The sequence below is a fragment of the Boseongicola sp. genome (assembly GCA_014075275.1).
Lineage (GTDB): Bacteria > Pseudomonadota > Alphaproteobacteria > Rhodobacterales > Rhodobacteraceae.
The window spans coordinates 620,776-643,851 of the sequence record CP046179.1 but is presented as its reverse complement, the minus strand read 5'-3'; the positions used below and the strand labels follow the sequence as shown (position 1 = coordinate 643,851).

Genomic DNA, 23,076 nt, shown 5'->3' with positions numbered 1-23,076 from the left:
CGAGAGCCTCCTTCTGCGTACAGAGCGATGGCGCTAACGAAAAATTGCGAGTGCCGCAAGTTGCGTCGTGCTAAGATGCGGACATGCGAATAATCACGATACTTGCGTCGCTGTTTTTAGTTCCAAGTCATTCCTTTGGTCAGGAGCAAATTCCGCGTCCCTTTGCCAGCTTCGATTTGGCCAGCGAGCAGATATTAGGCGACCCGCACGATTTAGCGATTGGTCCAGATGGACGATTGTATGTGGCTGACAAACTAAACGCGCGCATTGCGGTACTTAATGCAGACACGTTGGTATTGATCGAGACACTGGCCGACGGGTTTCTGCCCGGAGTGCGCGATGTTTCGTTCGGCCCAGATGGCCAGGTGGCGTTAGCGGTTAGTGGAGCAAGCATGGTGGCGGTTTTTGACAATGCGCGCGCAATCGGTCCGACCCCCAGCCTGGCGATCCGGGCGCCCAACTCTGAAGGAACGCTTTTCCATTCATCGGGGAAGATCTTTGCCATGGCGAGCGGAGTTGGGGCGCTGGCTTTGTTTGAGAACTCAGAGTTCGTTGCAGCGGTTGACGGGCACCTTGGTGCACATGACGTAGCGGAAGGCCCGGATGGCACCATTTGGGTCGGAGACAATGCATCGCGGCGTCTTGTTCAATATGCGCCAGATCTGACACAACTAAACATCGTCAACGCATCGAAGTTCGGGTTTGTAGGTCCCAGGTATCTGGATGTAACCGAAAATGGCTTTCTGGTTGTTGCAGATCAGGAAAGCCATCGCATCTTGATGATTGATCCAACTGGACCCAACGGCGGTACATTGATCGGTGTTTTAGGAGATGGAAGCCCGGGGCTGGGACCAAACAAGTTTGATGACCCCGAAGGAGTGGCCGTGGACGGAACGCGGTATTTCATCAGCGATTCCGATAATAATCGGGTCGTAAGATACTCTGTTGTCTTGAAATACTCTGTTGTCTTGAATTAGATCATTTGACCGGGAGGATCAGAGGGCCGTCTGAGATCGCAGTTTGCTCTTCATCCGTGACCGCCGCAATAAGCAAAACTGCGACCAGCAGTGCAAAGCCACCCGCTGCATAGGCCAAAAGCATTCCAAACACACCGGCACCGGCGAAAGCTGCGAGAACCGCAGAAAGGGTTGCTACAAAAACACCTGCAAAGACGAGCGCGAAGGCCATAAGTTGAATCCGATCCAATGGAACCAACTATTGTTATCGTCGCCAAATCCGGCCGGAATGCGGCTCTTACGCCTTCAATCAAGGCAAAATGGTGACTGATTGGGCCTCGGATGGAAACAGTTCGTTAATCTAACAGTTCATATGCACAACTGAACGAACCCAGCGTTGTTTCAACAGCATTTTTTTGATCAGGGTTGTTAGCTGAGATCATAGCGACCAGTCCGCGCTTTTTGTCTTCAATGACATCATCAACAGTTGCAGACAGGCCCGCATCTGCAAGTGCAGAATTGTAAACGCGGGTGATTGCCATGCGACGCAGGTCAGGTTTGAAGACTTTGCCAACAGCAGTTTTTGGCAGCTCATCTACAATTTCAAGATGTTTTGGAAATGCTGCACGCTCGGATATCTTCTGGCGTGCGAATTCAAGCAAATCTTGCTCGCTCGCAGTGGCATCTTGCACCAACTCGACATAGGCGCAGGGCAGTTCGCCGGCGTGCGCATCTGGTTGCCCAATCGCTCCGACCATGGCCACGGCCTCGTGCCCTGCCAAGGCCTCTTCAATATCAGCGGGATCAATATTGTGACCGCCCCGTATGATCAGGTCTTTTGCACGTCCGGTAATCCAAAGATAGCCATCGGCGTCAATGCGTCCCAAGTCACCTGTACGCAGGTATTTACCTAGTTGGTACAGATTTCTGTTCTTTTCAGCTTCGGTGTAGGTTCCATCGACGACAACACCGGGGTTAGAAATGCAAATCTCGCCAACCTCATCGTCGTCGCATTCGCGGGGGCCGTCAGACGTACCAATCAGAACTTTGACGTCGGTATAGGGTAGGCGAATGCCAACTGATCCAATCTTCTTGGTGCCGCCAAGTGGATTAACAGCAACCAGGCAAGTTGCCTCGGTCAGTCCGTAGCCTTCGACGATTTCAACACCAGTCGCTTTCTCGAAGCGTTTGTATAGCTCAATTGGCAGCGGAGATGAGCCGGAGAACGCGGTTTTGACAGAAGATACGTCGGCATCAACCGGACGCTGCATGAGCGCTGATATCGCAGTTGGGACCGTTATGATGAAAGTCACCTGCCATCGCTCGATCAATTTCCAGAAATTGTCGAACACACCATCGCCCCGGTATCCTGCCGGCGTTGGAAACACGACATGCGCACCTGATGAGACCATGGCCATAAGGATTACGTGGCAGGCAAACACGTGAAATAGCGGCAGCGGACAGATCACCACGCTTTCAGGTTCAAATAACAACGTATCACCCAGCCAACCATTGTAGATCATGCCGCCATAGGTGTGCTGGGCGACTTTTGGCATGCCTGTTGTTCCGCCTGTGTGAAAATAGGCCGCGACTCGGTCGGCTTTCACATCTTCAAAGTCGAGCGCTTTATTCTGTTTTCCAAGTTCCGAAACAAAATCAAGAACTTTTGCACTGTGTGAGACAGGGTTCTTGGGGCGAACCAGTGGAACGATCCAGGATTTTGGCGGGGTCAAATACCGATTAAGATCAACCTCAAATACCGTTTCGACATTCGGCGCCATCCGCACAGCTGCGGCTGCTTTTTGCGGCACGTCGGTCTTGGGAAAAGCCTTTAGTGTTACCAATACCTTCGCACCGGTCTCACGAAGAATAGCCCCTATCTGTTCGGCGCTCAGCAGAGGATTTATCGGGTTTGCTATTCCTGCAACTGTTCCCCCGAGAAGTGTGAAAACCGTCTCGTTCGCATTTGGCAAAAGATACGCAACCACGTCTTTTTCACCGATACCGTGCTTTCGGAACAAGTTCGCAGTCTGGGTCACTTTCGTATGGAGCTGATCCCAAGTTAGTGTTTCGGCCCTGTCGTTGGGTCCAGACATCAGCTGATACGAAACGGCTGCCTTACTGCCGTATTGCGACTTTGTGCGCGTCAGCATCTCGTAGATTGTGGTTGGCACAGATCGGTCAGACCACGGCATTGCATTTTCAACGGCATCTCTATCGGCGACAGTCGCGAAATTGCTCATGCAGAATTCCTTGTCTTAGGCAGTCAGCTCAGCTCTTGTTTGCCGATGATTTGTCGCCGTTTTGGACTGCTGGCGCAAGCTCACCGTCTTTACCACAGTTTCTGGTCACTTTTTTACTCGGCAGCGATTCCATCGGTGAACTGCAAGCGGGCCAGCCGCGCATAAAGACCACCGGCGGCAACCAATTCACTGTGCGTGCCTTCGTCGACGATTTTTCCGCCATCAAAAACAAGAATTCGATCCGCTTTTTTTACGGTTGCCAAGCGGTGAGCGACCACGATGGTTGTGCGGTCTTGAGACAAGGTTTCGACGGCAGCTTGAACGGCCATTTCGCTCTCGGCATCCAGAGCACTTGTCGCTTCGTCCAGAAGCAGAATCGGCGCGTCGCGTAAAATCGCGCGTGCGATGGCAATTCTCTGCTTTTGCCCGCCGGACAACATGACGCCTCGTTCACCTACGTAGGTTTCATATCCCTGAGGCAACGCCGTTAGAAACTCATGTGCAGCTGCCGCCTTGGCGGCCTGTTCAATTTCTGCGTCGGTAGCATCGGGGCGGCCAAACCGAATGTTCTCGCGAGCAGTCGCTGCAAATATGACAGGGTCTTGAGGTACAAGTGCGATCGACCGACGGAAGTCAGCGCGCTGAAGGCTCCGCAAATCGTTCTCGTCGACACGGATTTGACCAGTGTCCGGATCATAAAACCTCAGCAATAGTTGAATGATCGTGGATTTTCCGGCACCTGACGGACCGACAAGCGCAACCGTTTCGCCGGGTTTGATTTCAAATGAGATGTCCTCCAGCGCCGCAATCTCCGGGCGGGCCGGATATCGGAAAGTGACATCTGAAAACGCGACGGCGCCGGTTAGCATCTTTGACTCGATCGCATCACCCACCGGATCAGATACGCTGTCTTCAGCCCCCAAGAGTTCGACCAACCTCTCGGTTGCGCCTGCGGCGCGCTGAATCTCGCCCCATATCTCGGATAGCGCTCCTACCGAACCGGCGACCATGATTGCGTAAATGACGAACTGAACAAGTTCGCCAACTGACATCTCGCCACCGCGAACGTCCCGGGCACCGATCCATAGGACGCCGACAACACCTGCAAAAACCAGACTGATAACGATGACCGTCATTACGGCGCGGGTGCCAATCCGTTTTCTGGCAGCGGAAAACGCCTTCTCTGAAACTTCGGCAAAGGCTGCGCGGCTTGGGCTTTCATGGGTAAATGCCTGCACAGCCTGAACCGACAACAAAGCCTCGGACGCACTTCCCGAAGACGCTGCGATCCAATCCTGATTCTCACGACTGAGCGCGCGCAAGCGCCTGCCAAGTACTACGATGGGCACAATAATTGCTGGCACAATCAGCAAAACCATTCCGGCTAACTTGGGCGATGTAAAAAACAACAACACCAGCCCGCCGAATAGTATCAATACATTGCGAAGTGCTACCGAAATCGACGACCCAATAACGCTAAGGATCAACGTTGTATCGGTGGTAATGCGGCTTAGGACTTCGCCCGTCATGATCTTTTCAAAGAATGCCGGGCTCATTCCGATCATTCGATTAAAGACTGCGATCCTAATGTCGGTTACGACTCGTTCGCCAAGTCGCGTGACTAGATAATACCGAAATCCCGTTCCGACGGCCAACAAGATGGCAATTGCAAATGCGGCAATAAAGTAGCTGTCTAACAGCTCTGCCGCGGATGTTTCAAAGCCGTCGACAACCCGGCGCACCGCCAAAGGCAGAACAAGAGAGATCATGGCCGTCAGGATTAGCGCCGCGCCGGCGGCTGCCATCATGAGCCTATGCGGTGCCAGATATGGCCACAGCGCCGTCAAAGCCCTTACGTTCTTCGAGGTTTCGCGGTCTTCAGCTTGGGAAAATGACGTGTCTGACATAGTTCTCCGGGTCCGCAACCGACATAGCGATCACACCAGCAGCCGACAAGAGCGTGCGCGCAACTATTCCAGACGGTTTGTTCGATGGGATGCTTCGCATTCGTGGCGGGATGGACCAGCCATCATGGAAGCCAAGTAATATTGGTGCGGGTGGAGGGACTTGAACCCCCATGCCTTGCGGCGCCAGAACCTAAATCTGGTGCGTCTACCAATTTCGCCACACCCGCGATCCGCGCGCTCTCTAGCAAAGCCTTTTGGTATTGGCAAAAGGAAAGTGCGTATTCCCCCTCGCCCTTGGGATTCAATCTGCATATAACCCCCGTGCCACATTGCGGAGCTGCCCCATGATTGACGAACTCTCTCCGATCGAAACCGCCAAATTTGCTGCTGCCAAACGCGCAAGCGGATTTGTCGAGAATGGTATGAAAATTGGTCTTGGAACCGGATCGACGGCCGCTTGGCTGGTAAAATGCCTGGGCGACCGCGTTCGTGACGAGGGATTGAATATCATCGCAGTTGCCACTTCATCTCGAACCGCCAAACTTGCGGAAGAAGTTGGTATCAAAGTGACGTCGCTAAACGAAGCACGCTGGCTGGACCTGACTATCGACGGAGCGGATGAATACGACACCGATCTGAACCTGATAAAAGGTGGAGGTGGAGCATTGTTGCAGGAGAAAATCGTTGCAACTGCTTCTGATCGCATGATCGTGATCGCAGACAGCACTAAGAAAGTTGAAACGCTTGGGGCTTTTCCACTTCCAATCGAAGTTTTGGGTTTTGGAATGCAAACTACCCAAATGCTAATCGAAGAGATGCTGCAAGGCCTTGATGTCATGGGAAACAAGACCTCTCCGCGCATGGATGGTGAAGAAATGTTTGTCACCGACGAAGGCAATCATATTTTGGATCTTCACGTGGAGCGCATTGGGAATGCCAGACAATTAGCTCTGATCCTTAATCAGATTCCCGGCGTGGTTGAAAACGGGCTTTTCATTGATATCTGCGACGTGATTGTCACCGGTTATGGCGATGGCAAGGTTGAAACCCGAGATATCAATTCGGGCCAAGTCGATACGACACATTTTCAGCCGTCGCCTGTCAAAAACCTGTTTCGTGAAACGGAAGATACTTGATGAGCTATGATGTTGATCTGTTTGTAATTGGCGGCGGATCGGGTGGCGTTCGCGCGGCGCGAACTGCGGCTGCGACCGGAGCGAAAGTCGCAATCGCTGAAGACAGTCGTATGGGCGGCACCTGTGTTATTCGCGGATGCGTACCAAAAAAGCTAATGGTTTTCGCTTCTGAATTCAGCGGCAACTCCGACTTGGCCCGCAACTATGGCTGGTCGGCGGATGTTGGCGAATTTGATTGGTCTGCATTTAGCAGCAAATTGAATGTCGAGCTTGATCGGTTAGAGAATATTTATCGCAACTTGCTAGATAACTCGAACGTCGAAATCCACGACGCACGCGCAACTCTTTCTGATACACATACAGTTCAACTTTCGAACGGGAAAAGTATAACTGCGAAGCATATTCTTGTCGCGACGGGCGGGCATCCAATACGACCGGATCAAACCAATGCACATCTTGGGCTGGTGTCGGACGACATCTTCCAACTGGAAACATTGCCAAAGTCGATCTTGATCATCGGTGGTGGATATATCGCTTGCGAATTTGCCTGCATCCTCAATGGGCTCGGCGTTGAAGTTACGCAGTATTACCGGGGCGCTCAGATCTTGCGTGGATTTGATGACGAAGCTCGCGGACTGGTTGCCGAGATGATGCACGAAAAAGGTGTCAATCTGCATTTGGGCACAAACATTGTCGAAATGCGCTGCGCTGATGATGCCCCTGAAGACGGGATCGCCGACGGACCAACCCCTGTTGCAGCAGACGATGCAACAGGCAAACCGATTTGGGTTAAGGCCACTAACGGGGACGTGTGTACTTTCGATCACGTCATGTTCGCGACAGGTCGCGCACCAAACTCGCACAGCCTTGGGCTGGAAGAAATAGGTGTCAAAATCAATCGTCGCGGTGCCATCGAAGTGGATGACTTCAGTAAGACTGCCGTTGACAACATTTATGCGATTGGCGACGTGACTGACCGCATTCAGCTTACGCCTGTCGCCATTCGCGAAGGCATGGCTTTCACCGAAACTGTCTTCAAAAATAACCCGACCAAACCGGATCACCAGCTTGTTGCCTCGGCTGTATTCACCCAGCCAGAGCTTGGCACAGTGGGGCTCACCGAAGAACAGGCGCGCGAAAACGAGGCTATTGATGTATACTGCACGTCGTTTCGGCCAATGCGATCTGCCTTTGCCGGAAAGCCTGATCGTGTGCTAATGAAACTTATCGTCAGCCAAGCCACTCAGAAGGTGCTTGGTTGCCAGATTGTTGCCGATGGCGCAGGTGAATTGATCCAAATGATTGGCATTGCTGTTAAGGCTGGACTGACGAAAGACGATTTCGATCGGACGGTCGCAGTGCACCCAACAATCTCGGAAGAGTTGGTAACAATGCAAAACCCCGTTAGAAGCGCTTGAAATTAGGCGCTATAGGCTACAATTAGCTATCAACCGAATTTGACCAGACCTAGAGGGAAAGAACCTTACATGGCCAATAACAATGGCGGACCCTGGGGCGGCGGCGGTCGCGGTGGTGGATCGGACGGAGGCGACGACGACGACCGTCGCCCTGGACGCCCGACCGGACAAGACGGACCGCAGATCCCCGAGATCGACGAAATCATGAAAAAAGGTCAGGAGCAGCTTCGCGTCCTGATGGGAGGCCGTGGCGGCAACAATCGCCCTAACGGCAGCGGTGGAGGCGGTGGCGAAGGCCCCAAACTTACCCGAGGCTCAATTGTTATTGGCCTATTGGCAGCCGTCGGGCTTTGGACCTACACGTCGCTCTATACGGTTCGACCGGAAGAACAATCAGTTGAGTTGTTCCTTGGCGAATTTAGTTCGATAGGTGAATCGGGACTGAATTTTGCGCCTTGGCCCGTGATGACATACGAAATTCTGCCTGTAACGCGCGAACAATCCGAAGACATCGGGGTTGGGCGTTCAGGCGCGGCTGGCGGCGACGGGCTTATGCTGACGACGGACGAAAGCATCGTCGACATGGACTTCCAGGTCGTTTGGAATATCAACGACCCAGCTAAATTCCTGTTTAATCTACGTGATGGCCGCCAGACGGTGCAGGCTGTGTCAGAATCAGCCATGCGAGAAATTGTGGCCGGCAGCGAGTTGGCACCTCTTTTGAACCGTGAACGTGGAGCGGTTGCTCAGCGCGCCGAAGAATTGATCCAATCGATCCTCGACAGCTATGAATCCGGCATCAATATCGTGCGTGTAACGCTCGATAAGTCGGACCCGCCGCGCGAAGTTATCGACGCTTTCCGCGACGTTCAGGCTGCTGAACAGGAACGTTTGCGTCTTCAGCGAGAAGCGGATGGTTATGCCAACCGAGTGCAAGCTGAAGCGCGCGGTGAAGCTGCGCAAATATTGGAACAAGCAGAAGCCTATCGGGCGCAAGTCGTGAACGAAGCTGAAGGTGAAGCAAGCCGCTTTTCGGCGGTTCTGAACGAATACCTTCTGGCCCCCGAAGTCACCCGAAAGCGTCTCTATATTGAAACGCTCGAGAAAGTGTTGGGAGACGTCGACAAGATCATTCTTGATGAAAGCACTGGCGGTGCAAACGGCCAGGGCGTTGTGCCTTACCTACCGTTAAACGAATTAGGCCGACGCCAGACGGGAGACAACTGATATGCGCGCAGGAACATTTGTACTCATCGCTGCGGTTTTGGGCATCTTCACATTGCTCTCATCCGTTTTCATCGTGGACGAACGTGAAAAAGCTCTGGTCCTTCAATTCGGGCAAATCAGATCGGTTAAAGAAGATCCCGGTCTTGCTTTTAAAGTCCCTTATATCCAAGAGGTTGTACGCTACGACGACCGCATTCTGTCTTTGGACACTGCGGTCATTGAGATCACGCCATCGGATGATCGCCGGTTGGTGGTTGACGCCTTCGCGCGATATCGCATCGCGGACGTTGTCCAGTTTCGCCAAGCGGTTGGCCCCGGTGGTATTCGAACAGCCGAAGACCGCCTAAACGACATTCTGCGTACAAACATTCGTGCGGTTTTGGGTGAGGAAGGTGTTGAATCCAACACAATCCTGTCGTCCGAACGTGCCGAACTGATGAACCGCATTCGCATCCGCGCAGATGCCAGCGCCTCGGCCCTTGGTCTCGACGTTGTTGACGTGCGCCTGAAGCAAACAAACCTGCCCGAGCAAAACCTGGCAGAAACGTTCAATCAGATGCGCTCAGAGCGTGAACGCGAGGCCACAGACGAACGCGCACGTGGTGCAGAAGCGGCACAACGTGTTCGGGCACAAGCAGACAGAACTGTTGTCGAGCTTGTCTCGGAAGCACGACGCGAAGCCGATATCACGCGCGGTGAAGCGGACGCAGAGCGGAACAATATCTTCGCACAGGCGTTCGGCGCAGACCCTGAATTCTTTGAGTTCTACCGCTCCATGGCAGCTTACGAGAATGCCCTGAAAGGCAGTAATTCCACGATGGTCATTACTCCTGACAGCGAGTTCTTTGAGTTCCTCAAAGGCGACGGTCTGGATTGATGAGTATCATTCTACTGGGACTGGGATTAGTCCTGGTCATCGAGGGGCTGGTGTTCGCACTGGCCCCTTCGCGTTTGGAAGAACTTGTCAAAATCATCGCCGAGATGCCGCTTGAAACACGGCGTGCACTTGGTCTGGGCTGTGTCGCCCTTGGCGTTTTTCTGGTCTGGCTGGCTAAATCATTTTAGCTGAAGCCATCAGTCCTGAGGTTGGGACGAAATCGCAGGCAGGGGAATGCTATCGCCTGCATCATACTTAGCCAAGAGAACCAGGGCGCGTGCCTCGGCTTTCCGGATGCGCATCGCTGTGGAAAACGTCTCTTGCAAAGTCGGTGACGATGAACCGATCTCGTCGGCAATGCGGGCTTCAATTTTTTCATCGCCAGTTTTAGCAATCAAATCGATTGCGCGCTTAGCCAAACCATCGGCAATATCTTCCAGCATCGACATTGGTTGTTTCCTCTTCCTACAAACTCGATTTGTCTATAGGGGGCAGCATTGCGGCTGGCTATGGATCATTGACGATTTTATGCACCAAGATGCCGCTGTGAACCAATCTGCAACGCCTGCTCAGCGTATTGGTGGGGCAAACAAGGACCGGTCCATGTTTCTTTCTGTCTTCGATATGTTCAAGGTCGGCATCGGACCTTCGTCGTCCCATACGATGGGCCCGATGGTGGCCGCTGCGCGGTTTCTGGACGACCTCAGGGCATCGCCGTTTGCGGTCTCGGGTCTTCGCGCTTCGTTGCACGGTTCCCTTGCCTTCACTGGTGTCGGCCATGCGACCGACCGTGCCGTCATTCTTGGCCTGGCTGGGTTTCGCCCAGATGACTACGACGCCGCCAAAGCTGAAATAGCATTCAAGTCCATTCACGATACCAAAACTGTATCGCCGGATGGGTTAGGCGAGCTGACCTTCGACCCGACAAAAGATCTTATATTTGATTATGGGCCGCCGTTGGAGGGCCATGCCAATGGCCTGATTTTGATGGCGACCGATGCGCAGGGCGATGTCATCCGCCAAGAATCATATTTCTCGATCGGTGGCGGTTTTATCTTGAGCGAGGCAGAACTGGCAGCGGGCAAAGATACCGATGACGGTCCACCCGTCCCCTACCCCTTCAAATCCGCAAAAGAGATGCTGGCAATGTGCGCAGCAAATGGAAAATCCATTGCTGCCCTGAAACGTGAGAACGAGTTGTCACGCCAAGGCGCCACGGTCCTGGACGACGGCATGCGCCGTATCTGGCAGGTCATGCGCGAATGTATGGATGGAGGACTAATCACCGACGGCATTCTGCCCGGTGGCCTGAGCGTCCGTCGGCGGGCTGCTGCTATTAAGCGTTCGTTGGATGCTGAACGCGGCCAAAATCTGACGGCGCCACACACCATTAACGATTGGATCAGTGTCTATGCGATGGCAGTCAACGAGCAGAATGCAGCCGGAAGTCAGGTTGTAACCGCCCCAACAAATGGCGCGGCGGGCGTAATACCAGCTACAATCCGTTATTGGCTGGATCATGTTCCCGGCGCAACGGAATCGCGCGTTGGCGAATTTCTTTTGACCGCTGCCGCCATTGGCGGGCTGGTCAAATTCAACGCTTCGATATCCGGCGCAGAATGCGGATGTCAGGCCGAGGTCGGCTCGGCGTCTGCCATGGCCGCAGCAGGCTTGGCCGCCGTTCTGGGCGGCACGCCAGAGCAAATCGAGAATGCTGCCGAAATCGCCTTGGAACATCATCTTGGTATGACATGCGACCCCGTAAGGGGATTGGTGCAGGTGCCTTGCATTGAGCGCAATGGCCTTGGCGCAATCAAGGCTGTCTCGGCAGCGTCACTGGCGCTGCGCGGCGATGGACAGCACTTCGTGCCCTTGGATGCCGCAATCGAAACCATGCGCCAGACCGGTGAAGACATGAGCGAAAAATACAAGGAAACCGCGCTAGGTGGTCTGGCTGTGAATGTTCCGAACTGCTGATCCGCTGCAGTCTTCTTATTTTCAAATAGGCTTCGGAAGCGAACGGATTAGCACTTCACATTGCTTTTAGAACGCTTCGGGCTTGGCTTCACGCGCCATGTGATCGAGAACACCGTTGACGAATTTCGGTTCGCGTCCATCTGGAAAGAACGCCTTGGCCACATCGACAAATTCGGTGATCACGACTTTTGGGGGGGCGTTGCCTTCAAGAAACTCGGACCCGGCAGCACGAAACAAGGCACGGATGGTTGGATCAATACGGTTGATCGGCCACTTGGCCACCAACGCACGATCCGTCATCTGGTCGATCTTTGCCTGCCAATTGACAGCTCCGTCTATCAGCTGACGGAACAAGTTCACGTCTCCCTCGGCCATCGAGTCGCCGTCATATTCAGCGCCGAAGCGATGATCTTCAAATTCCGATTGCACCGCTTCGACGGTTTGACCAGAGGCTTCCATCTGAAAAAGCGCCTGCACCGCATAAAGCCGCGCCGCTGACTTCATCTGCCGTTTGTTGTTGCTCATGCCTGGTTCGAGCCGCCCATGTCGCCTGCAATCTGAATGTCGCCGGGGGTAAACCCAACTGACTTTTTGGTGCCGCCAAAACGACGGGCCAGTGCGACCAGATGCAAGGCTGCGCCCGCAGCTCCGCCAGCTGTATCCAGTCGGTTTGCGTCAGCACGTTCCTCGGCTTGCTCCATATTCTCGACGGTGATTATCCCGTTGCCTATCGCCAGCCCCTGCAAACCCAGCAGGGTCAGGCCCCGGGCACTTTCGTTGACGACCACGTCATAGTGACTGGTTCGCCCACGTATCACGCAACCCAGCGCAACAAATCCATCATAGTTGGACAAACGATGGGCCAGATTAATTGCAGCTGGAATTTCCAGAGAACCGGGCACTTCGATGGTCTCGTGGGTGGCGCCTACGCTTTCAATTACGCCCCTTGCCGACGCCAATTGGGCCTCGGATATTTTTGTGTAATAGGGCGCAATAACGATCATGATCTTTACCGGTTGGGTAAAGTTCGGCAGGCCTAGATCGTTGTCGGAATGGCCAGCCATTATCCGATCTCCGAAATCTTACGGGTGCCGACAATCTCCAATCCATAGGCGTCCAAACCAACGACTTTGGGTTGCGGAGAGTTAGTTAGAAGGATCAACTGGGCCAGTCCCAGAGACGATAAAATTTGCGCGCCCAGGCCATATTGCCGAAGTGTTTGCGGGGATACCGCGTCGCCTGTCACCAACTTCATCGTTGTATCACGTAAGAGGACTAAAACACCGCGTCCCTCTTCGCTGATCAGTTTCATCGCATCACCGAATTCAGCCGCACGACCACGGGGGCCCAAGCCAACAATGTCCAGCATCGGGTCCAACGCATGCATGCGCACCAGACAGGGTTCATCGCCGGAAATGTCGCCTGTCGTCAGAACGATATGTTCGTCACCGTGGGCGGTATCGGTGAAGATTTGCATCTTCCAGTCGCCACCGAACTCAGATTTGACGGTCTCTTCTTTGGTAACCGCAACAAGATTGTCGTGGCGTCGACGGTAGGCGATCAAGTCACTGATGGTCCCGATCTTCAGATTGTGAAGCTGGGCAAAAGACACAAGGTCGGGCAAACGGCTCATGCTGCCATCTTCGTTCATAATTTCGCATATGACGCCCGAGGCATTGAGACCAGCAAGCCTTGCAACGTCTACCGCAGCTTCTGTATGTCCGGCCCGAACCAGGACACCGCCATCACGCGCGCGCAGCGGGAAGATGTGGCCCGGGGTCGCGATATCCGATGCCGATTTTCCGCCATCGATGGCAACGGCCACTGTGCGGGCTCGGTCATGAGCAGAGATGCCTGTGGTGACGCCCTCGCGGGCTTCAATCGAAATGGTGAAGGCTGTTTCGTGGCGAGACGAATTGTGAGACGCCATCAATGGTAGTCCAAGCGCGTCGCAACGCTCGCCTGTCATGGTCAGGCAAATCAGGCCCCGGCCATGTTTGGCCATAAAGTTGATCGCCTCTGGCGTTGCCATCTGAGCGGGAATGACTAGATCGCCTTCGTTCTCGCGATCTTCGTGGTCGACCAGAATAAACATTCGGCCATTTCGAGCATCTTCTAAGATTTCCTCGATGGAAGACACGGCGTCGCGCCAGTTTTCTTCGACCGGTCCGGGGTTCTCGAATGTCATGAGCAATGTCCATATGCAGCTTGCGCCAGCGAATAGCTTAAGCGCCCAGTGATGGCCAGAGGGATCAACGCGCCGATCACGCAGATTGACTGCGCAAAAAGCCAGTTTCCGCAAATTTAGGTCGAACGGTTTAATGCGGGCTTACTGACTTTAGGCGAGTCTGGCGACGTAGCGGGCCAGAGTATCGATCTCCAGGTTGACCCGGTCGCCAACTGCGACCCGCCCCCAGGTCGTTACGGCCTTGGTGTGTGGGATGAAGTTGATGCCAAAAGTGTCGCCTTCAACGTCATTAACCGTCAGAGAAGTTCCGTTCAGAGTGACAGAGCCTTTCGGGGCAATGAAACGCGCCAAATCAGATGGCGCTTTTAAGGTCACCCTAGTGCTGTCGCCCTCGTCCTGCACATTCGCAACCTCAGCCAGTCCGTCTACGTGCCCCGAGACGATGTGCCCGCCCAGCTCATCCCCGACCTTTAATGCGCGTTCCAAATTCACAGTTCGATCAATGGCCCAATCACCCAGATTGGTGACAGAAACGCTTTCTGCTGAAATTTGCACATCGAACCAGTTTTGTGGTTCGGAACCTATGGCGACGACCGTCAGACATACGCCATCACAAGCGATCGATGCACCGATGTCTATTGTGTTGATGTCATAAGACGTGCCGATCCGAACATTCAGATCACCCGCTTGCCGGACTTCCAGTATCCGCCCCATATCGGTGACAATTCCGGTGAACATCGCCAAACTCCCCAGTGTTGACAGTGACCTAAACCGACTGCCCCAGCACTGCAAGGTCAAGGCAGGTGACAGGCGTTCGAATGCTGGGTATCAAGCGGATATGTCTGGGGCATCAACACGTCATTTTCTGTTTTTGCAGGGACCGCATGGGCCCTTCTTTGCAGGACTTTCAAAGCGTTTGCGGCGTGCGGGTGCGAGAACATCCCGAATTGGTTTCAACTTTGGGGACCAGGTGTTTTGGCGTCAGCAAGACACGTATCACGCCTATCACGGCGGACATTCCGACTGGCCAGGTTGGTTGACGGAATTTGTGGAACGCAACGGCGTTACGGACATTGTCTATTACGGGGCCAGTCGACCGATCCACAAAACCGCCCATGACGTTGCGACCCGTTTGGGCGTTAAACTGCATGTTTTTGAAGAAGGCTATTTGCGCCCCTATTGGGTCAGCTACGAACGCGGCGGCGCAAATGCGACGTCACCGATGCGTGCGTTGACCATCGAGGATATGCGCCAGGCACTGGATCATGGAAGCGCACCTTTGCACAGGGCGCCGGACCGCTGGGGAGACATGCGGGCCCATGTACTCTGGGGGGCTACTTATCACGCCATTTTGTTGGCAGGACGCGGTAAGTATCCGGGATTTAAACCTCATCGAACACCGGAGCCGCAGGGCGAATTCTGGTTGTATCTGAAGCACTTGCTGACGATGCCGTTGCGACGAATGCAAAGGTGGATGGCGACAATAGCCATTCGTCTACAAACGCACCCGTATCACGTTGTCCTTTTGCAATTGGCTCATGACGCCAACTTCCTGGACAATGGGCGCTTCAACTCGCAATCCGATTTTCTGCACAGCGTTTTTGATGGTTTTGCGCGCGGTGCGCCAGCACATCATCGCTTGGTCATAAAGGCTCATCCATTAGAGGATGGTCGTGAACCATTGGCACCCTTGGTTAAGTCGTTGACTGGCGAGTTCGGTCTTCATGGCCGTGTGTGTCTGCTGACAGGCGGAAAACTGGCGCGATTGCTGGACGGGGCCGAAAGCGCCGTTACGGTTAACTCCACCGCCGCAGAACAGGTTTTGTGGCGGGGATTGCCGCTAAAGTCGTTTGGTCCAGCGGCCTATCACCGGCCCGAATTTGCTTCGTCCCAATCGCTGGACAAGTTCTTTGCTTCACCTTCCTTGCCCAACACCGAAGCCTATGAAATTTATAGACGTTTTCTGCTGGCAACGTCACAGACACCCGGCGGATTTTATGGGCTTCGCAACCGGCGAAAACTATATCGAAAATTGCCCGATCTTATGTTGCGCGCCAAAGATCCCTACGAAACTGTTCTGAATCGCCCTGCGGCGGGTCCGCAACACCTGAAAGTTGTGAGCTAACAGCCTGTCATATTGCTGGAATTCGCGATTTTCAGCGTCTAGGTTTGAGACAAAATAAGCCGAGGCAGGCAAAAACAAGGTCGAGGAGACCGAGCAGTGAATATTACAGGTAACCGCCAGGCACGGGCGATCGTGCTGTGCGTTGTGACAAGTGTGGCCCTGACTGGGTGCGCGCTTCCGCGATCTGGACCCACAAAAAACGAAATCTTCTCGGGCGCTGTGCAAGAACAGGGCGATGCCTTTGTTGTTACCGTCAACGATCACGTTACCCGCACAACGGCAGTTGCTCCTGCGCTTGGATTTGCTGAGGGTTTAACCAAAGCCGCTTCGCTGGGATCCGATACCATCAGCGCGGGCGATACGCTGGGCTTGACCATTTGGGAGAACGTTGAGGACGGGCTGTTGGCGTCGGCCTCGACTGGCGGTGCCTCGTTGGAAGAAATTCAAGTTGATGGCAGTGGGTTTATCTTTGTGCCCTACGCCGGGCGCATTCGCGCAGCTGGAAACACAACTGAGACCGTGCGCCGGATTATCACCGAGAAGCTGGAAGCACAGACACCTGATCCACAGGTATTGGTGCGCCGTATGCCCGGCGATGGAGCAACAGTTTCGCTGATTGGTGGGGTTGGTGCGCAAGGCGTCTATCCGATTGAACGGCCTACCAGAACCCTGACGGCGATGTTGGCACGATCGGGTGGGATCACCCTGCCCCCGGAAATCACGCAGATTACTTTGATACGTGGAGCTCATAGCGGGACGATCTGGTTGCAGGATCTTTATACCGATCCGCGTCTGGATGTGGCTCTGCGCAGTGGCGACAGGATCTTGGTGGAGGAAGACAAACGCTTCTTCACTGCCCTTGGCGCGACAGGCGCGCAACAGAAGGTGCCGTTCGACACCCAGTCGATTTCTGCCATCGAGGCTCTGGCGAGGGTTGGCGGTCTTTCGAGCAATGTGGCTGATCCAACCGGCGTCTTTGTTTTTCGAAATGAACCAGCTGAAATTGCCAATACCGTCTTGGGTCGTTTTGATCTGATTGGCGAACAGCGCATGGTTTATGTGCTTGATATCACTGGTCCAAATGGTGTCTTCGTGGCGCGGGATTTCTCGATCCGTGATGGTGATACTGTCTATGTGACCGAGGCACCTTATACGCAGTTTGCCAAGGTGCTGACTGCGGTTGTCGGGCCATTGCAGACGGCATCTTCGATCGAACAGCTGGTCGAGTGAGCCAAGCCAAAGGCACGTCAGAGCGGACGCGGCTTTGCGTCTACAACGGCGGATTACTGATGCGGCGCCGGGCGCGCCGCATTCTTGAACTGGCCGGATTTGATGTAGCTACAGGCGTTCCAGTGGCCGACGATCTAATTGGCGTTTGGGGGCGTTCGCCAACCGCATGGCGGGGCGAAGCCGTGGCCGGTTGGACCGAAGCCCCTATCCTGACGGTTGAGGATGCTTTCCTGCGATCTGTTTTGCCGGGACGGGTTGGCGGAGACGAAGGTCTAGGGCTTGTTCTGGACAAGCGTGGAGTTCACTTCGATGGAGAAGAACCATCCGAGATTGAACGGATTCTGGCCACCGAGCCGTTGGATGATACCCAGCTTTTGAACCGTGCGCGCGGCGCGATTGAACGGCTAAAGTATTGGCATCTAGGGAAGTATTGCGCGACCGATCCGACACTGGAGGCTCCTGCGCCAGGCTATGTGCTGGTTCTGGATCAGACCGAAGGCGACGCGGCTTTGATGGGTGCCACGCGGCCAGACTTTCACGAGATGTTGGTTCGGGCCGCAGAGGAAAATCCGGGCTCTGACATCCTGATCAAAGTGCATCCTGAAACCATTGCGGGGGCGCGCAAGGGACATTTCGATGGGGAACTGCCTGTTGATCGCGCGCGGCTTTTTACATCGGACATCAGCCCTTGGGTTTTGTTCGAAGGTGCGGTGGCGGTTTATACGCATTCATCAAACCTTGGGTTCGAGGCCATTTTTGCGGGTCATAGGCCATATGTATTTGGTCGACCTTTCTATGCTGGATGGGGTCGCACGATTGACGAATTGGTCTTTCCAAGACGTCAGCGCGAATTGACGCGTGCGCAATTATTTGCAGGCGCGATGATCCTGTATCCAACCTGGTATGACCCGATGTCGGATAGGCTTTGCGAGATCGAAGACGTCATCTCTTCGCTTGCGGCAAAGGCTTCGGCCTGGCGGCAGGATCGCGACGGTTATGTGGCGGTGGGGATGCGACGTTGGAAGCGTCGGCATCTGAAACAGGCGTATGGCCGAGAAAAGCCGTTGGCGTTCTCGAAGGCTTCATCTGCTGCACGAAAGGCCGCGAAGGACGGGCGGAAAGTTGTTGCCTGGGGACAGATCGAGGCCCCTGTCGACGCGATCAGGATGGAGGACGGGTTTCTGCGGTCAAAGGGATTGGGGGCCGATCTGGTGCCGCCGGTATCCTTGGTGCTGGATGACGTCGGCCTCTACTATGATCCCGGCAAACCGTCGAAACTGGACCAGCTAATCATCAATTCCGAGAAATTGCCGCTTGCAGAAATCGAACGTTCTGAGCACTTGACTGGGCAAATGGTTAACAAAAAATTAACCAAATACAATCTTCAAGAGATTTCAGTCCAAAATTTCGATCAGCGTCAAAAAGTGCTGGTTGTCGGTCAGGTCGAAGACGATGCCTCGGTTATATTAGGGGCGCATGATGTGTGCACAAATCTTAATTTGTTGAAAATGGCGCGCGCGGAGAACCCTGACGCATTGATCCTTTGGAAACCGCACCCGGATGTGGAAGTCGGTTTGCGCACAGGTGCCGTTGACGAGGCCAACCTTGAAGGATTGGCAGACGTCGCCCTGAACGGCGTTGGAGCGGATCAGGCGTTGGCGTTGTGCGATAGGGTTTGGACCATGACATCGACAATGGGGTTTGAAGCGCTGCTTCGCGGTAAACCGGTAACTTGTCTGGGCATGCCCTTTTATGCCGGATGGGGGCTGACGGATGATCGCGCGCCACGCCCGCGCCATCGCACCCGTGATGTGCGCCTCGCAGAACTGGCCCATGCCTGCCTGATTGGATATCCGCGATATTTCGATCCTGAGACGGGCGAAGCAATTTCGGCGGAGCAAGCTGTTTATCTGCTGTCCAAGATGGATGCGCCTGTTTTGGGAACAGCGAGTTTTGGGCAACGTTTGTTGCGAAAGCTGGGGCTTTAACCTGTTCGCGACCAGATTTGCAGGACGTCATTACCGACTGTTGAACAGTCTTGAAGTTCAAAGCTCGGCACAGTCGATAGTTCCGAAACACCAAGAGGACCAACCGAGGGCTGACCTTCAGCTCCGATAACCTTGCCAGCGCCAAAGACGATGAGTTGGTCAACCAGATCCGCCATCAGAAGCGACGCTGCCAGCATACCGCCCCCTTCGCAGAAAATGCGGGTGATGCCGGTTTTGCCGAGTTCCGTCAGCATTTCGGACGCCGATATCTGGCCGTTGGCGGGACGCGCCGGGATCAGACGAGCACCTGCCTTTTGCCAAGACTGCGCCTCGGGGGTTTCGACCGAACTTTCATCGCAGACGATCCAGACAGGTTGGTCGCTTGCGGTGTGAAAAAGTTTGCTGTCCTGCGGCAAACGCAGATGCCGGGACGCAACCACGCGCACAGGATAGTGCGAAATACCGAGGTCGCGGACATTTAGTGATGGGTCATCTGCGCGCACGGTCCCTGCCCCGACCAGAATCGCATCGTGATTTGCGCGCATGGCATGGACGCGGCGGCGAGCCTGTGGACCAGTAATCCATTGGCTTTCACCGGACGCCGTCGCAATCCGGCCATCAAGTGTGGATGCCAGTTTCAGGGTGACCATGGGGCGACTTTTGGTCACGCGGGTTAAAAACCCTGTCTGCTGCTGGCGAGCGGCTTCCCCCAGGCAATCGGTTTCCACAGCAATTCCAGCGGCTTGCAAAATCGCGATGCCTTTGCCCGCGACGCGCGGGTCTGGATCACCTGTGGCAATGACAACGCGGGAAACGCCCGCTTCGATCAGGGCGTCGGCGCAGGGCGGCGTTTCACCCTGATGTGCGCATGGTTCGAGGGTTACGTAGACGGTCGCGCCGTTCGCATGGCCGCCGGCCTGCTGCAATGCCACTGTTTCGGCGTGGGGACGACCGCCGTCAGCCGTGCGCCCCCGACCTATGACGCGACCATCTTTTACGATGACACAGCCAACAGCAGGGTTCGGCCAGACGCGCCCAAGACCACGCGCGCCCAAAGACAACGAATGCCGCATATGGCGTTGGTCTTCGAGTGTCACTCGTCTTTCGCGGGGGGCCGCAGCTCGCTTACGAATTTGTCGAAATCATCCGCTGCCTGGAAGTTCTTGTAGACGCTGGCAAAGCGGACGTAGGCCACAGTGTCGATGCGAGCGAGAGACTCCATCACGATCTCGCCGATGGTGGTCGAAGGAATGTCGGTTTCGCCCATGCTTTCCAACCGGCGCACTATGCCCGAGATCATTTGATCCATGCGTTCGGGTTCAACGGGGCGTTTTTGCAGGGCAATGCGGATCGAGCGCTCGAGTTTGTCGCGATCGAAATCTTCGCGCCGACCATTGGATTTGATCACTACAAGATCGCGCAGTTGAACGCGCTCGTAGGTGGTGAAACGTCCGCCGCAGGCGGGACAAAAACGTCGTCGCCGTATGGCGACGTGATCTTCCGCCGGGCGTGAGTCTTTCACTTGGGTATCGATATTTCCGCAAAATGGGCAGCGCATCCGCCTCTACTCCCTGCCAATTCTGGGGGTGGTCCCCCTTATTTACACATTGACTATAGGGGAGCATCTGCATTTTGGGTAGGTGCGATTTTCAGCTACCAGATGCGCGGCATTTCGGCGTTGCCGTGCTGCATCTGTTACGTGGCGTCGCGAGACCTGTCGGGCGGTGAATTGGCTCAGATATGAGGTGTTGGCACATTTCTTCCCCTTATGGGCGCGGCTTTCTCGGAAGACATTATGCGCACAGATTTTAATACGGGAGATTTAGATGTCTATCGCAAGAGTTACGGAAATTTCAGCCTCTTCAACTAAAGGGTTCGAGGATGCTGTGCGCCACGGCGTGAAACGCGCGTCAAAGACGCTGCGCAATGTTAAGTCGGCCTGGGTTAAAGAGCAGTCGGTTGTCGTTGGAGAGGACGGCGAGATTGCACACTTTCAGGTCAACATGATGGTCACTTTCGTTTTGGAAGGCTGACCATCTCGGGCGGCCGCGTTATCTCACGGAGCAGACGACTTGTCGCTGATGCGGCCGCCGACGATGTTCAAACAAATAAACCCCTTGCCAGGTACCAAGCGCCAGTTTTCCCGAGATAATCGGGATACTTAGGCTGACTGGCATCATGGCAGCTTTGATGTGCGCGGGCATATCGTCGGGACCCTCATAGGTGTGTTTCAGGTAAGACATCGAGGGATCGTCCGAAGGCGGCACCAGACGGTGGAAGAACGCCTGGAGGTCAGTTTGAACCTCGGGGTCGGCATTTTCCTGAATGAGCAGTGAACACGAGGTGTGACGAACGAACAGCGTCATAATCCCATCGCCTTTGGCGAGAGGGGTTATTTGGTCAATGAACTCGTAAAGACCTGGTCCGCTGGTGGCGATTTCGATGAGGTGAGTCATTCTGGATAAAGCTCCAGATAACGGGTGCCTGCCGTGTTCAGTTCCTGTTCTGTAGCAACTGAAAAGCCCCGGTTGGTGAAGATTTTCAGCGGGTCAGAGTCGGCCTGATCTGAGAAAATTCGCAAGCCGTTTCCAAAGGTTACCGGCTCAATCGTCAGGTTCACACGGTGGATGGCCTGATGGGCGAGGAACCAGTCGTGGACGCGGGTGCCCGCCCAGGATCAGGGCCTTGGTCATGGGATGGACGGAGGTCGTTTGGGCGGCGAGATCTTTAGGTGCAAGGTCCGTCGGATCCAGCCACAGTTGGGTGGGACGTTGCCAGCCCTTTGTTTTTGTTGAAAAATGATACGGCGACGATGAGGTTTGTCGGCAGCGAGATGTGTATTGCGGCCCATGATGGCCCAATCGGCAGCCTCGACATCGCGAAAGAAAAGCCTTTGTTCTTCGGGACTTGCCCAGTTTTGGGGAGCGTCTTCGGGGTTGCGGGCGATGAAGGCATCGGCACTGGTGGCGACGGTGAGGGTGAAGCAGGTCATGGGAGCGGTTTAGCGGGGTTCGTCTGAGCCGTGAAGGGGTTAACGAACGCTTAAGCGAGCGCACGCTACTGGAAATTCCCGCTGCGCCCCCAAGGCACATCAATCTATTGTTTTAATTATATATTATCCCAAAAAGGGCTGTCTGTATCGCGTCGGTATTACGTCGGTATAGCGTCGGTGCCATCGAACGTTGCTTGCGACCTGATTGCTCAGAAACTGTTAACTCTGAGGCGCAACCTAACGATAGACCGTTTCCAAAGCATGACCACTGCGTGCGTCTTTGCTGCGTCAGTATCCGGTCATCATCCCCTTGAGAAAAGGCAATACAATTGCTGCGACGATACCGACAAGTCCACCTGTCAGTAACCGGGGAACGATGCCGCCAAGGTTGGGAGCGACGGCGCTCAAAATGCCGCAGACCACGGCGTAGAATAAAAGCGAAATGGGATCCATGGGTTCCAGAATACCGATGCTTGTGGATTGGTCAATTGATCGGATCAGCTGAACAGCAATGCCAATCCATATCCAACGCCATAGATCGCGAAGGTCAACGCCCCCATCAGCGGCAAATTTACCGAGAACAGGCGCAGGTAGCTGATGCCGCTGGCAAGCGTTTCCTGCAAGCGTCCGGGTGGAGTATTCAGGCCGATTGCATTGTTCACCAGCGCGACGGGGATCACTGTCCATAGGGGCGTGTGGGCGATACCCAAAAGCAATGTCAGGAAGAACGAGAATTTGGCGTGCATGGGTGATGTTTTCCTAGCGGCAATGACGGCAGTTTGCCGTGGTTGCCGATCAGGTTCAATCATTTG

The 23,076-nt window shown here is 54.6% G+C and carries 25 protein-coding genes and 1 tRNA gene; 12 read left to right on the top strand and 14 right to left on the bottom strand.

Annotation, left to right across the window (positions count from 1 at the left end; genetic code table 11):
• The first annotated feature begins 83 nt into the window (after positions 1-83).
• Positions 84-977: a hypothetical protein gene (locus GKR98_03305; GenBank protein QMU57319.1), complete on the top strand. Its 894-nt coding sequence runs from the start codon at positions 84-86 to the stop codon at positions 975-977.
• Between the two features lies 1 nt (position 978).
• On the opposite strand, the gene GKR98_03300 is transcribed toward GKR98_03305, so the two are convergent.
• The 4 genes from GKR98_03300 to GKR98_03285 form a co-directional block, all read right to left on the bottom strand.
• A complete protein-coding gene (locus tag GKR98_03300) occupies positions 979-1,188 on the bottom strand; it encodes a hypothetical protein (GenBank protein QMU57318.1) in 210 nt (69 codons plus the stop codon).
• Between the two features lie 124 nt (positions 1,189-1,312).
• Positions 1,313-3,199 (bottom strand): acyl-CoA synthetase, encoded by a 1,887-nt coding sequence (locus GKR98_03295; protein QMU57317.1) that lies wholly within the window; start codon positions 3,197-3,199, stop codon positions 1,313-1,315.
• A gap of 113 nt (positions 3,200-3,312) precedes the next feature.
• Positions 3,313-5,106, bottom strand: coding sequence for an ATP-binding cassette domain-containing protein (locus GKR98_03290; protein QMU57316.1), 1,794 nt, complete (start codon positions 5,104-5,106; stop codon positions 3,313-3,315).
• A gap of 142 nt (positions 5,107-5,248) precedes the next feature.
• A tRNA-Leu gene (locus tag GKR98_03285) sits at positions 5,249-5,333 on the bottom strand.
• A gap of 117 nt (positions 5,334-5,450) precedes the next feature.
• Here GKR98_03285 and rpiA point away from each other — a divergent pair.
• From rpiA to GKR98_03260, 5 genes are all read left to right on the top strand, one after another.
• Positions 5,451-6,242, top strand: a complete 792-nt coding sequence (gene rpiA / locus GKR98_03280; GenBank protein ID QMU57315.1) for a ribose-5-phosphate isomerase RpiA — start codon at positions 5,451-5,453, stop codon at positions 6,240-6,242.
• On the top strand, positions 6,239-7,660 hold the full coding sequence (gorA, locus tag GKR98_03275; protein QMU57314.1) for a glutathione-disulfide reductase: 1,422 nt from the start codon (positions 6,239-6,241) through the stop codon (positions 7,658-7,660). Before rpiA ends, gorA begins: the two co-directional genes overlap by 4 nt.
• Positions 7,661-7,729: 69 nt before the next feature.
• Positions 7,730-8,887: an FtsH protease activity modulator HflK gene (gene hflK, locus GKR98_03270; GenBank protein QMU57313.1), complete on the top strand. Its 1,158-nt coding sequence runs from the start codon at positions 7,730-7,732 to the stop codon at positions 8,885-8,887.
• Between the two features lies 1 nt (position 8,888).
• Positions 8,889-9,764, top strand: a complete 876-nt coding sequence (locus GKR98_03265; protein ID QMU57312.1) for a protease modulator HflC — start codon at positions 8,889-8,891, stop codon at positions 9,762-9,764.
• Positions 9,764-9,952, top strand: coding sequence for a DUF2065 family protein (locus tag GKR98_03260; protein ID QMU57311.1), 189 nt, complete (start codon positions 9,764-9,766; stop codon positions 9,950-9,952). The genes GKR98_03265 and GKR98_03260 overlap by 1 nt, the downstream gene beginning before the upstream one ends.
• 9 nt (positions 9,953-9,961) lie before the next feature.
• Here GKR98_03260 and GKR98_03255 read toward each other — a convergent pair whose 3' ends face one another.
• Positions 9,962-10,213: a hypothetical protein gene (locus GKR98_03255; GenBank protein ID QMU57310.1), complete on the bottom strand. Its 252-nt coding sequence runs from the start codon at positions 10,211-10,213 to the stop codon at positions 9,962-9,964.
• A 154-nt stretch (positions 10,214-10,367) separates the two neighbouring features.
• Between GKR98_03255 and GKR98_03250 the strand changes: the two genes are divergently transcribed.
• On the top strand, positions 10,368-11,741 hold the full coding sequence (locus tag GKR98_03250) for an L-serine ammonia-lyase (protein ID QMU57309.1): 1,374 nt from the start codon (positions 10,368-10,370) through the stop codon (positions 11,739-11,741).
• Positions 11,742-11,807: 66 nt separating this feature from the next.
• On the opposite strand, the gene nusB is transcribed toward GKR98_03250, so the two are convergent.
• The 4 genes from nusB to GKR98_03230 form a co-directional block, all read right to left on the bottom strand.
• Positions 11,808-12,266, bottom strand: coding sequence for a transcription antitermination factor NusB (gene nusB, locus GKR98_03245; GenBank protein QMU57308.1), 459 nt, complete (start codon positions 12,264-12,266; stop codon positions 11,808-11,810).
• The gene (locus GKR98_03240) at positions 12,263-12,805 is read right to left on the bottom strand and encodes a 6,7-dimethyl-8-ribityllumazine synthase (protein ID QMU57307.1); all 543 of its coding nucleotides are present in this window, start codon (positions 12,803-12,805) and stop codon (positions 12,263-12,265) included. The genes nusB and GKR98_03240 overlap by 4 nt, the downstream gene beginning before the upstream one ends.
• Entirely contained in the window at positions 12,805-13,929 is a 1,125-nt protein-coding gene (gene ribB, locus GKR98_03235; protein ID QMU57306.1) for a 3,4-dihydroxy-2-butanone-4-phosphate synthase, read from the bottom strand. The genes GKR98_03240 and ribB overlap by 1 nt, the downstream gene beginning before the upstream one ends.
• Before the next feature lie 150 nt (positions 13,930-14,079).
• On the bottom strand, positions 14,080-14,667 hold the full coding sequence (locus GKR98_03230) for a riboflavin synthase (protein QMU57305.1): 588 nt from the start codon (positions 14,665-14,667) through the stop codon (positions 14,080-14,082).
• A gap of 100 nt (positions 14,668-14,767) precedes the next feature.
• Between GKR98_03230 and GKR98_03225 the strand changes: the two genes are divergently transcribed.
• The 3 genes from GKR98_03225 to GKR98_03215 all read left to right on the top strand — a co-directional run bounded on the left by GKR98_03225 (position 14,768) and on the right by GKR98_03215 (position 19,272).
• Positions 14,768-16,054 (top strand): capsule biosynthesis protein CapA, encoded by a 1,287-nt coding sequence (locus GKR98_03225; GenBank protein QMU57304.1) that lies wholly within the window; start codon positions 14,768-14,770, stop codon positions 16,052-16,054.
• 96 nt (positions 16,055-16,150) lie between these two features.
• Positions 16,151-17,284, top strand: a complete 1,134-nt coding sequence (locus GKR98_03220; GenBank protein ID QMU57303.1) for a polysaccharide export protein — start codon at positions 16,151-16,153, stop codon at positions 17,282-17,284.
• On the top strand, positions 17,281-19,272 hold the full coding sequence (locus GKR98_03215) for a capsular polysaccharide biosynthesis protein (GenBank protein QMU57302.1): 1,992 nt from the start codon (positions 17,281-17,283) through the stop codon (positions 19,270-19,272). The genes GKR98_03220 and GKR98_03215 overlap by 4 nt, the downstream gene beginning before the upstream one ends.
• On the opposite strand, the gene ribD is transcribed toward GKR98_03215, so the two are convergent.
• Together ribD and nrdR are read right to left on the bottom strand one after the other, a co-directional pair.
• The gene (ribD, locus tag GKR98_03210) at positions 19,269-20,345 is read right to left on the bottom strand and encodes a bifunctional diaminohydroxyphosphoribosylaminopyrimidine deaminase/5-amino-6-(5-phosphoribosylamino)uracil reductase RibD (protein ID QMU59948.1); all 1,077 of its coding nucleotides are present in this window, start codon (positions 20,343-20,345) and stop codon (positions 19,269-19,271) included. The two genes, GKR98_03215 and ribD, sit on opposite strands and share 4 nt — an antisense overlap.
• Positions 20,346-20,365: 20 nt before the next feature.
• The gene (nrdR, locus tag GKR98_03205) at positions 20,366-20,830 is read right to left on the bottom strand and encodes a transcriptional repressor NrdR (protein QMU57301.1); all 465 of its coding nucleotides are present in this window, start codon (positions 20,828-20,830) and stop codon (positions 20,366-20,368) included.
• A 268-nt stretch (positions 20,831-21,098) separates the two neighbouring features.
• On the opposite strand from nrdR, the gene GKR98_03200 reads away from it, so the two are divergent.
• On the top strand, positions 21,099-21,305 hold the full coding sequence (locus tag GKR98_03200) for a dodecin domain-containing protein (protein QMU57300.1): 207 nt from the start codon (positions 21,099-21,101) through the stop codon (positions 21,303-21,305).
• An 18-nt stretch (positions 21,306-21,323) separates the two neighbouring features.
• Here the strand turns inward: GKR98_03200 and GKR98_03195 are convergent, their stop codons facing one another.
• Complete coding sequence (locus GKR98_03195) at positions 21,324-21,728, bottom strand: YjbQ family protein (protein ID QMU57299.1); 405 nt, start codon at positions 21,726-21,728, stop codon at positions 21,324-21,326.
• On the bottom strand, positions 21,725-21,892 hold the full coding sequence (locus GKR98_03190) for a hypothetical protein (GenBank protein ID QMU57298.1): 168 nt from the start codon (positions 21,890-21,892) through the stop codon (positions 21,725-21,727). Before GKR98_03190 ends, GKR98_03195 begins: the two co-directional genes overlap by 4 nt.
• A 192-nt stretch (positions 21,893-22,084) precedes the next feature.
• Between GKR98_03190 and GKR98_03185 the strand changes: the two genes are divergently transcribed.
• Complete coding sequence (locus GKR98_03185) at positions 22,085-22,291, top strand: hypothetical protein (protein QMU57297.1); 207 nt, start codon at positions 22,085-22,087, stop codon at positions 22,289-22,291.
• A gap of 470 nt (positions 22,292-22,761) precedes the next feature.
• Here the strand turns inward: GKR98_03185 and GKR98_03180 are convergent, their stop codons facing one another.
• Positions 22,762-23,073 (bottom strand): hypothetical protein, encoded by a 312-nt coding sequence (locus tag GKR98_03180; protein QMU57296.1) that lies wholly within the window; start codon positions 23,071-23,073, stop codon positions 22,762-22,764.
• Positions 23,074-23,076: the final 3 nt, after the last annotated feature.

Excerpts from the sequence above, each read along its gene's own strand:
- GKR98_03305 (QMU57319.1), top strand. The coding sequence starts at position 84 with ATGCGAATAATCACGATACTTGCGTCGCTGTTTTTAGTTCCAAGTCAT.
- GKR98_03300 (QMU57318.1), bottom strand. The coding sequence starts at position 1,188 with ATGGCCTTCGCGCTCGTCTTTGCAGGTGTTTTTGTAGCAACCCTTTCT.
- GKR98_03295 (QMU57317.1), bottom strand. The coding sequence starts at position 3,199 with ATGAGCAATTTCGCGACTGTCGCCGATAGAGATGCCGTTGAAAATGCA.
- GKR98_03290 (QMU57316.1), bottom strand. The coding sequence starts at position 5,106 with ATGTCAGACACGTCATTTTCCCAAGCTGAAGACCGCGAAACCTCGAAG.
- rpiA (QMU57315.1), top strand. The coding sequence starts at position 5,451 with ATGATTGACGAACTCTCTCCGATCGAAACCGCCAAATTTGCTGCTGCC.
- hflK (QMU57313.1), top strand. The coding sequence starts at position 7,730 with ATGGCCAATAACAATGGCGGACCCTGGGGCGGCGGCGGTCGCGGTGGT.
- GKR98_03265 (QMU57312.1), top strand. The coding sequence starts at position 8,889 with ATGCGCGCAGGAACATTTGTACTCATCGCTGCGGTTTTGGGCATCTTC.
- GKR98_03260 (QMU57311.1), top strand. The coding sequence starts at position 9,764 with ATGAGTATCATTCTACTGGGACTGGGATTAGTCCTGGTCATCGAGGGG.
- GKR98_03255 (QMU57310.1), bottom strand. The coding sequence starts at position 10,213 with ATGTCGATGCTGGAAGATATTGCCGATGGTTTGGCTAAGCGCGCAATC.
- GKR98_03250 (QMU57309.1), top strand. The coding sequence starts at position 10,368 with ATGTTTCTTTCTGTCTTCGATATGTTCAAGGTCGGCATCGGACCTTCG.
- nusB (QMU57308.1), bottom strand. The coding sequence starts at position 12,266 with ATGAGCAACAACAAACGGCAGATGAAGTCAGCGGCGCGGCTTTATGCG.
- GKR98_03240 (QMU57307.1), bottom strand. The coding sequence starts at position 12,805 with ATGGCTGGCCATTCCGACAACGATCTAGGCCTGCCGAACTTTACCCAA.
- ribB (QMU57306.1), bottom strand. The coding sequence starts at position 13,929 with ATGACATTCGAGAACCCCGGACCGGTCGAAGAAAACTGGCGCGACGCC.
- GKR98_03230 (QMU57305.1), bottom strand. The coding sequence starts at position 14,667 with ATGTTCACCGGAATTGTCACCGATATGGGGCGGATACTGGAAGTCCGG.
- GKR98_03225 (QMU57304.1), top strand. The coding sequence starts at position 14,768 with ATGTCTGGGGCATCAACACGTCATTTTCTGTTTTTGCAGGGACCGCAT.
- ribD (QMU59948.1), bottom strand. The coding sequence starts at position 20,345 with ATGCGGCATTCGTTGTCTTTGGGCGCGCGTGGTCTTGGGCGCGTCTGG.
- nrdR (QMU57301.1), bottom strand. The coding sequence starts at position 20,830 with ATGCGCTGCCCATTTTGCGGAAATATCGATACCCAAGTGAAAGACTCA.
- GKR98_03200 (QMU57300.1), top strand. The coding sequence starts at position 21,099 with ATGTCTATCGCAAGAGTTACGGAAATTTCAGCCTCTTCAACTAAAGGG.
- GKR98_03195 (QMU57299.1), bottom strand. The coding sequence starts at position 21,728 with ATGACTCACCTCATCGAAATCGCCACCAGCGGACCAGGTCTTTACGAG.
- GKR98_03185 (QMU57297.1), top strand. The coding sequence starts at position 22,085 with ATGAGGTTTGTCGGCAGCGAGATGTGTATTGCGGCCCATGATGGCCCA.
- GKR98_03180 (QMU57296.1), bottom strand. The coding sequence starts at position 23,073 with ATGATTGAACCTGATCGGCAACCACGGCAAACTGCCGTCATTGCCGCT.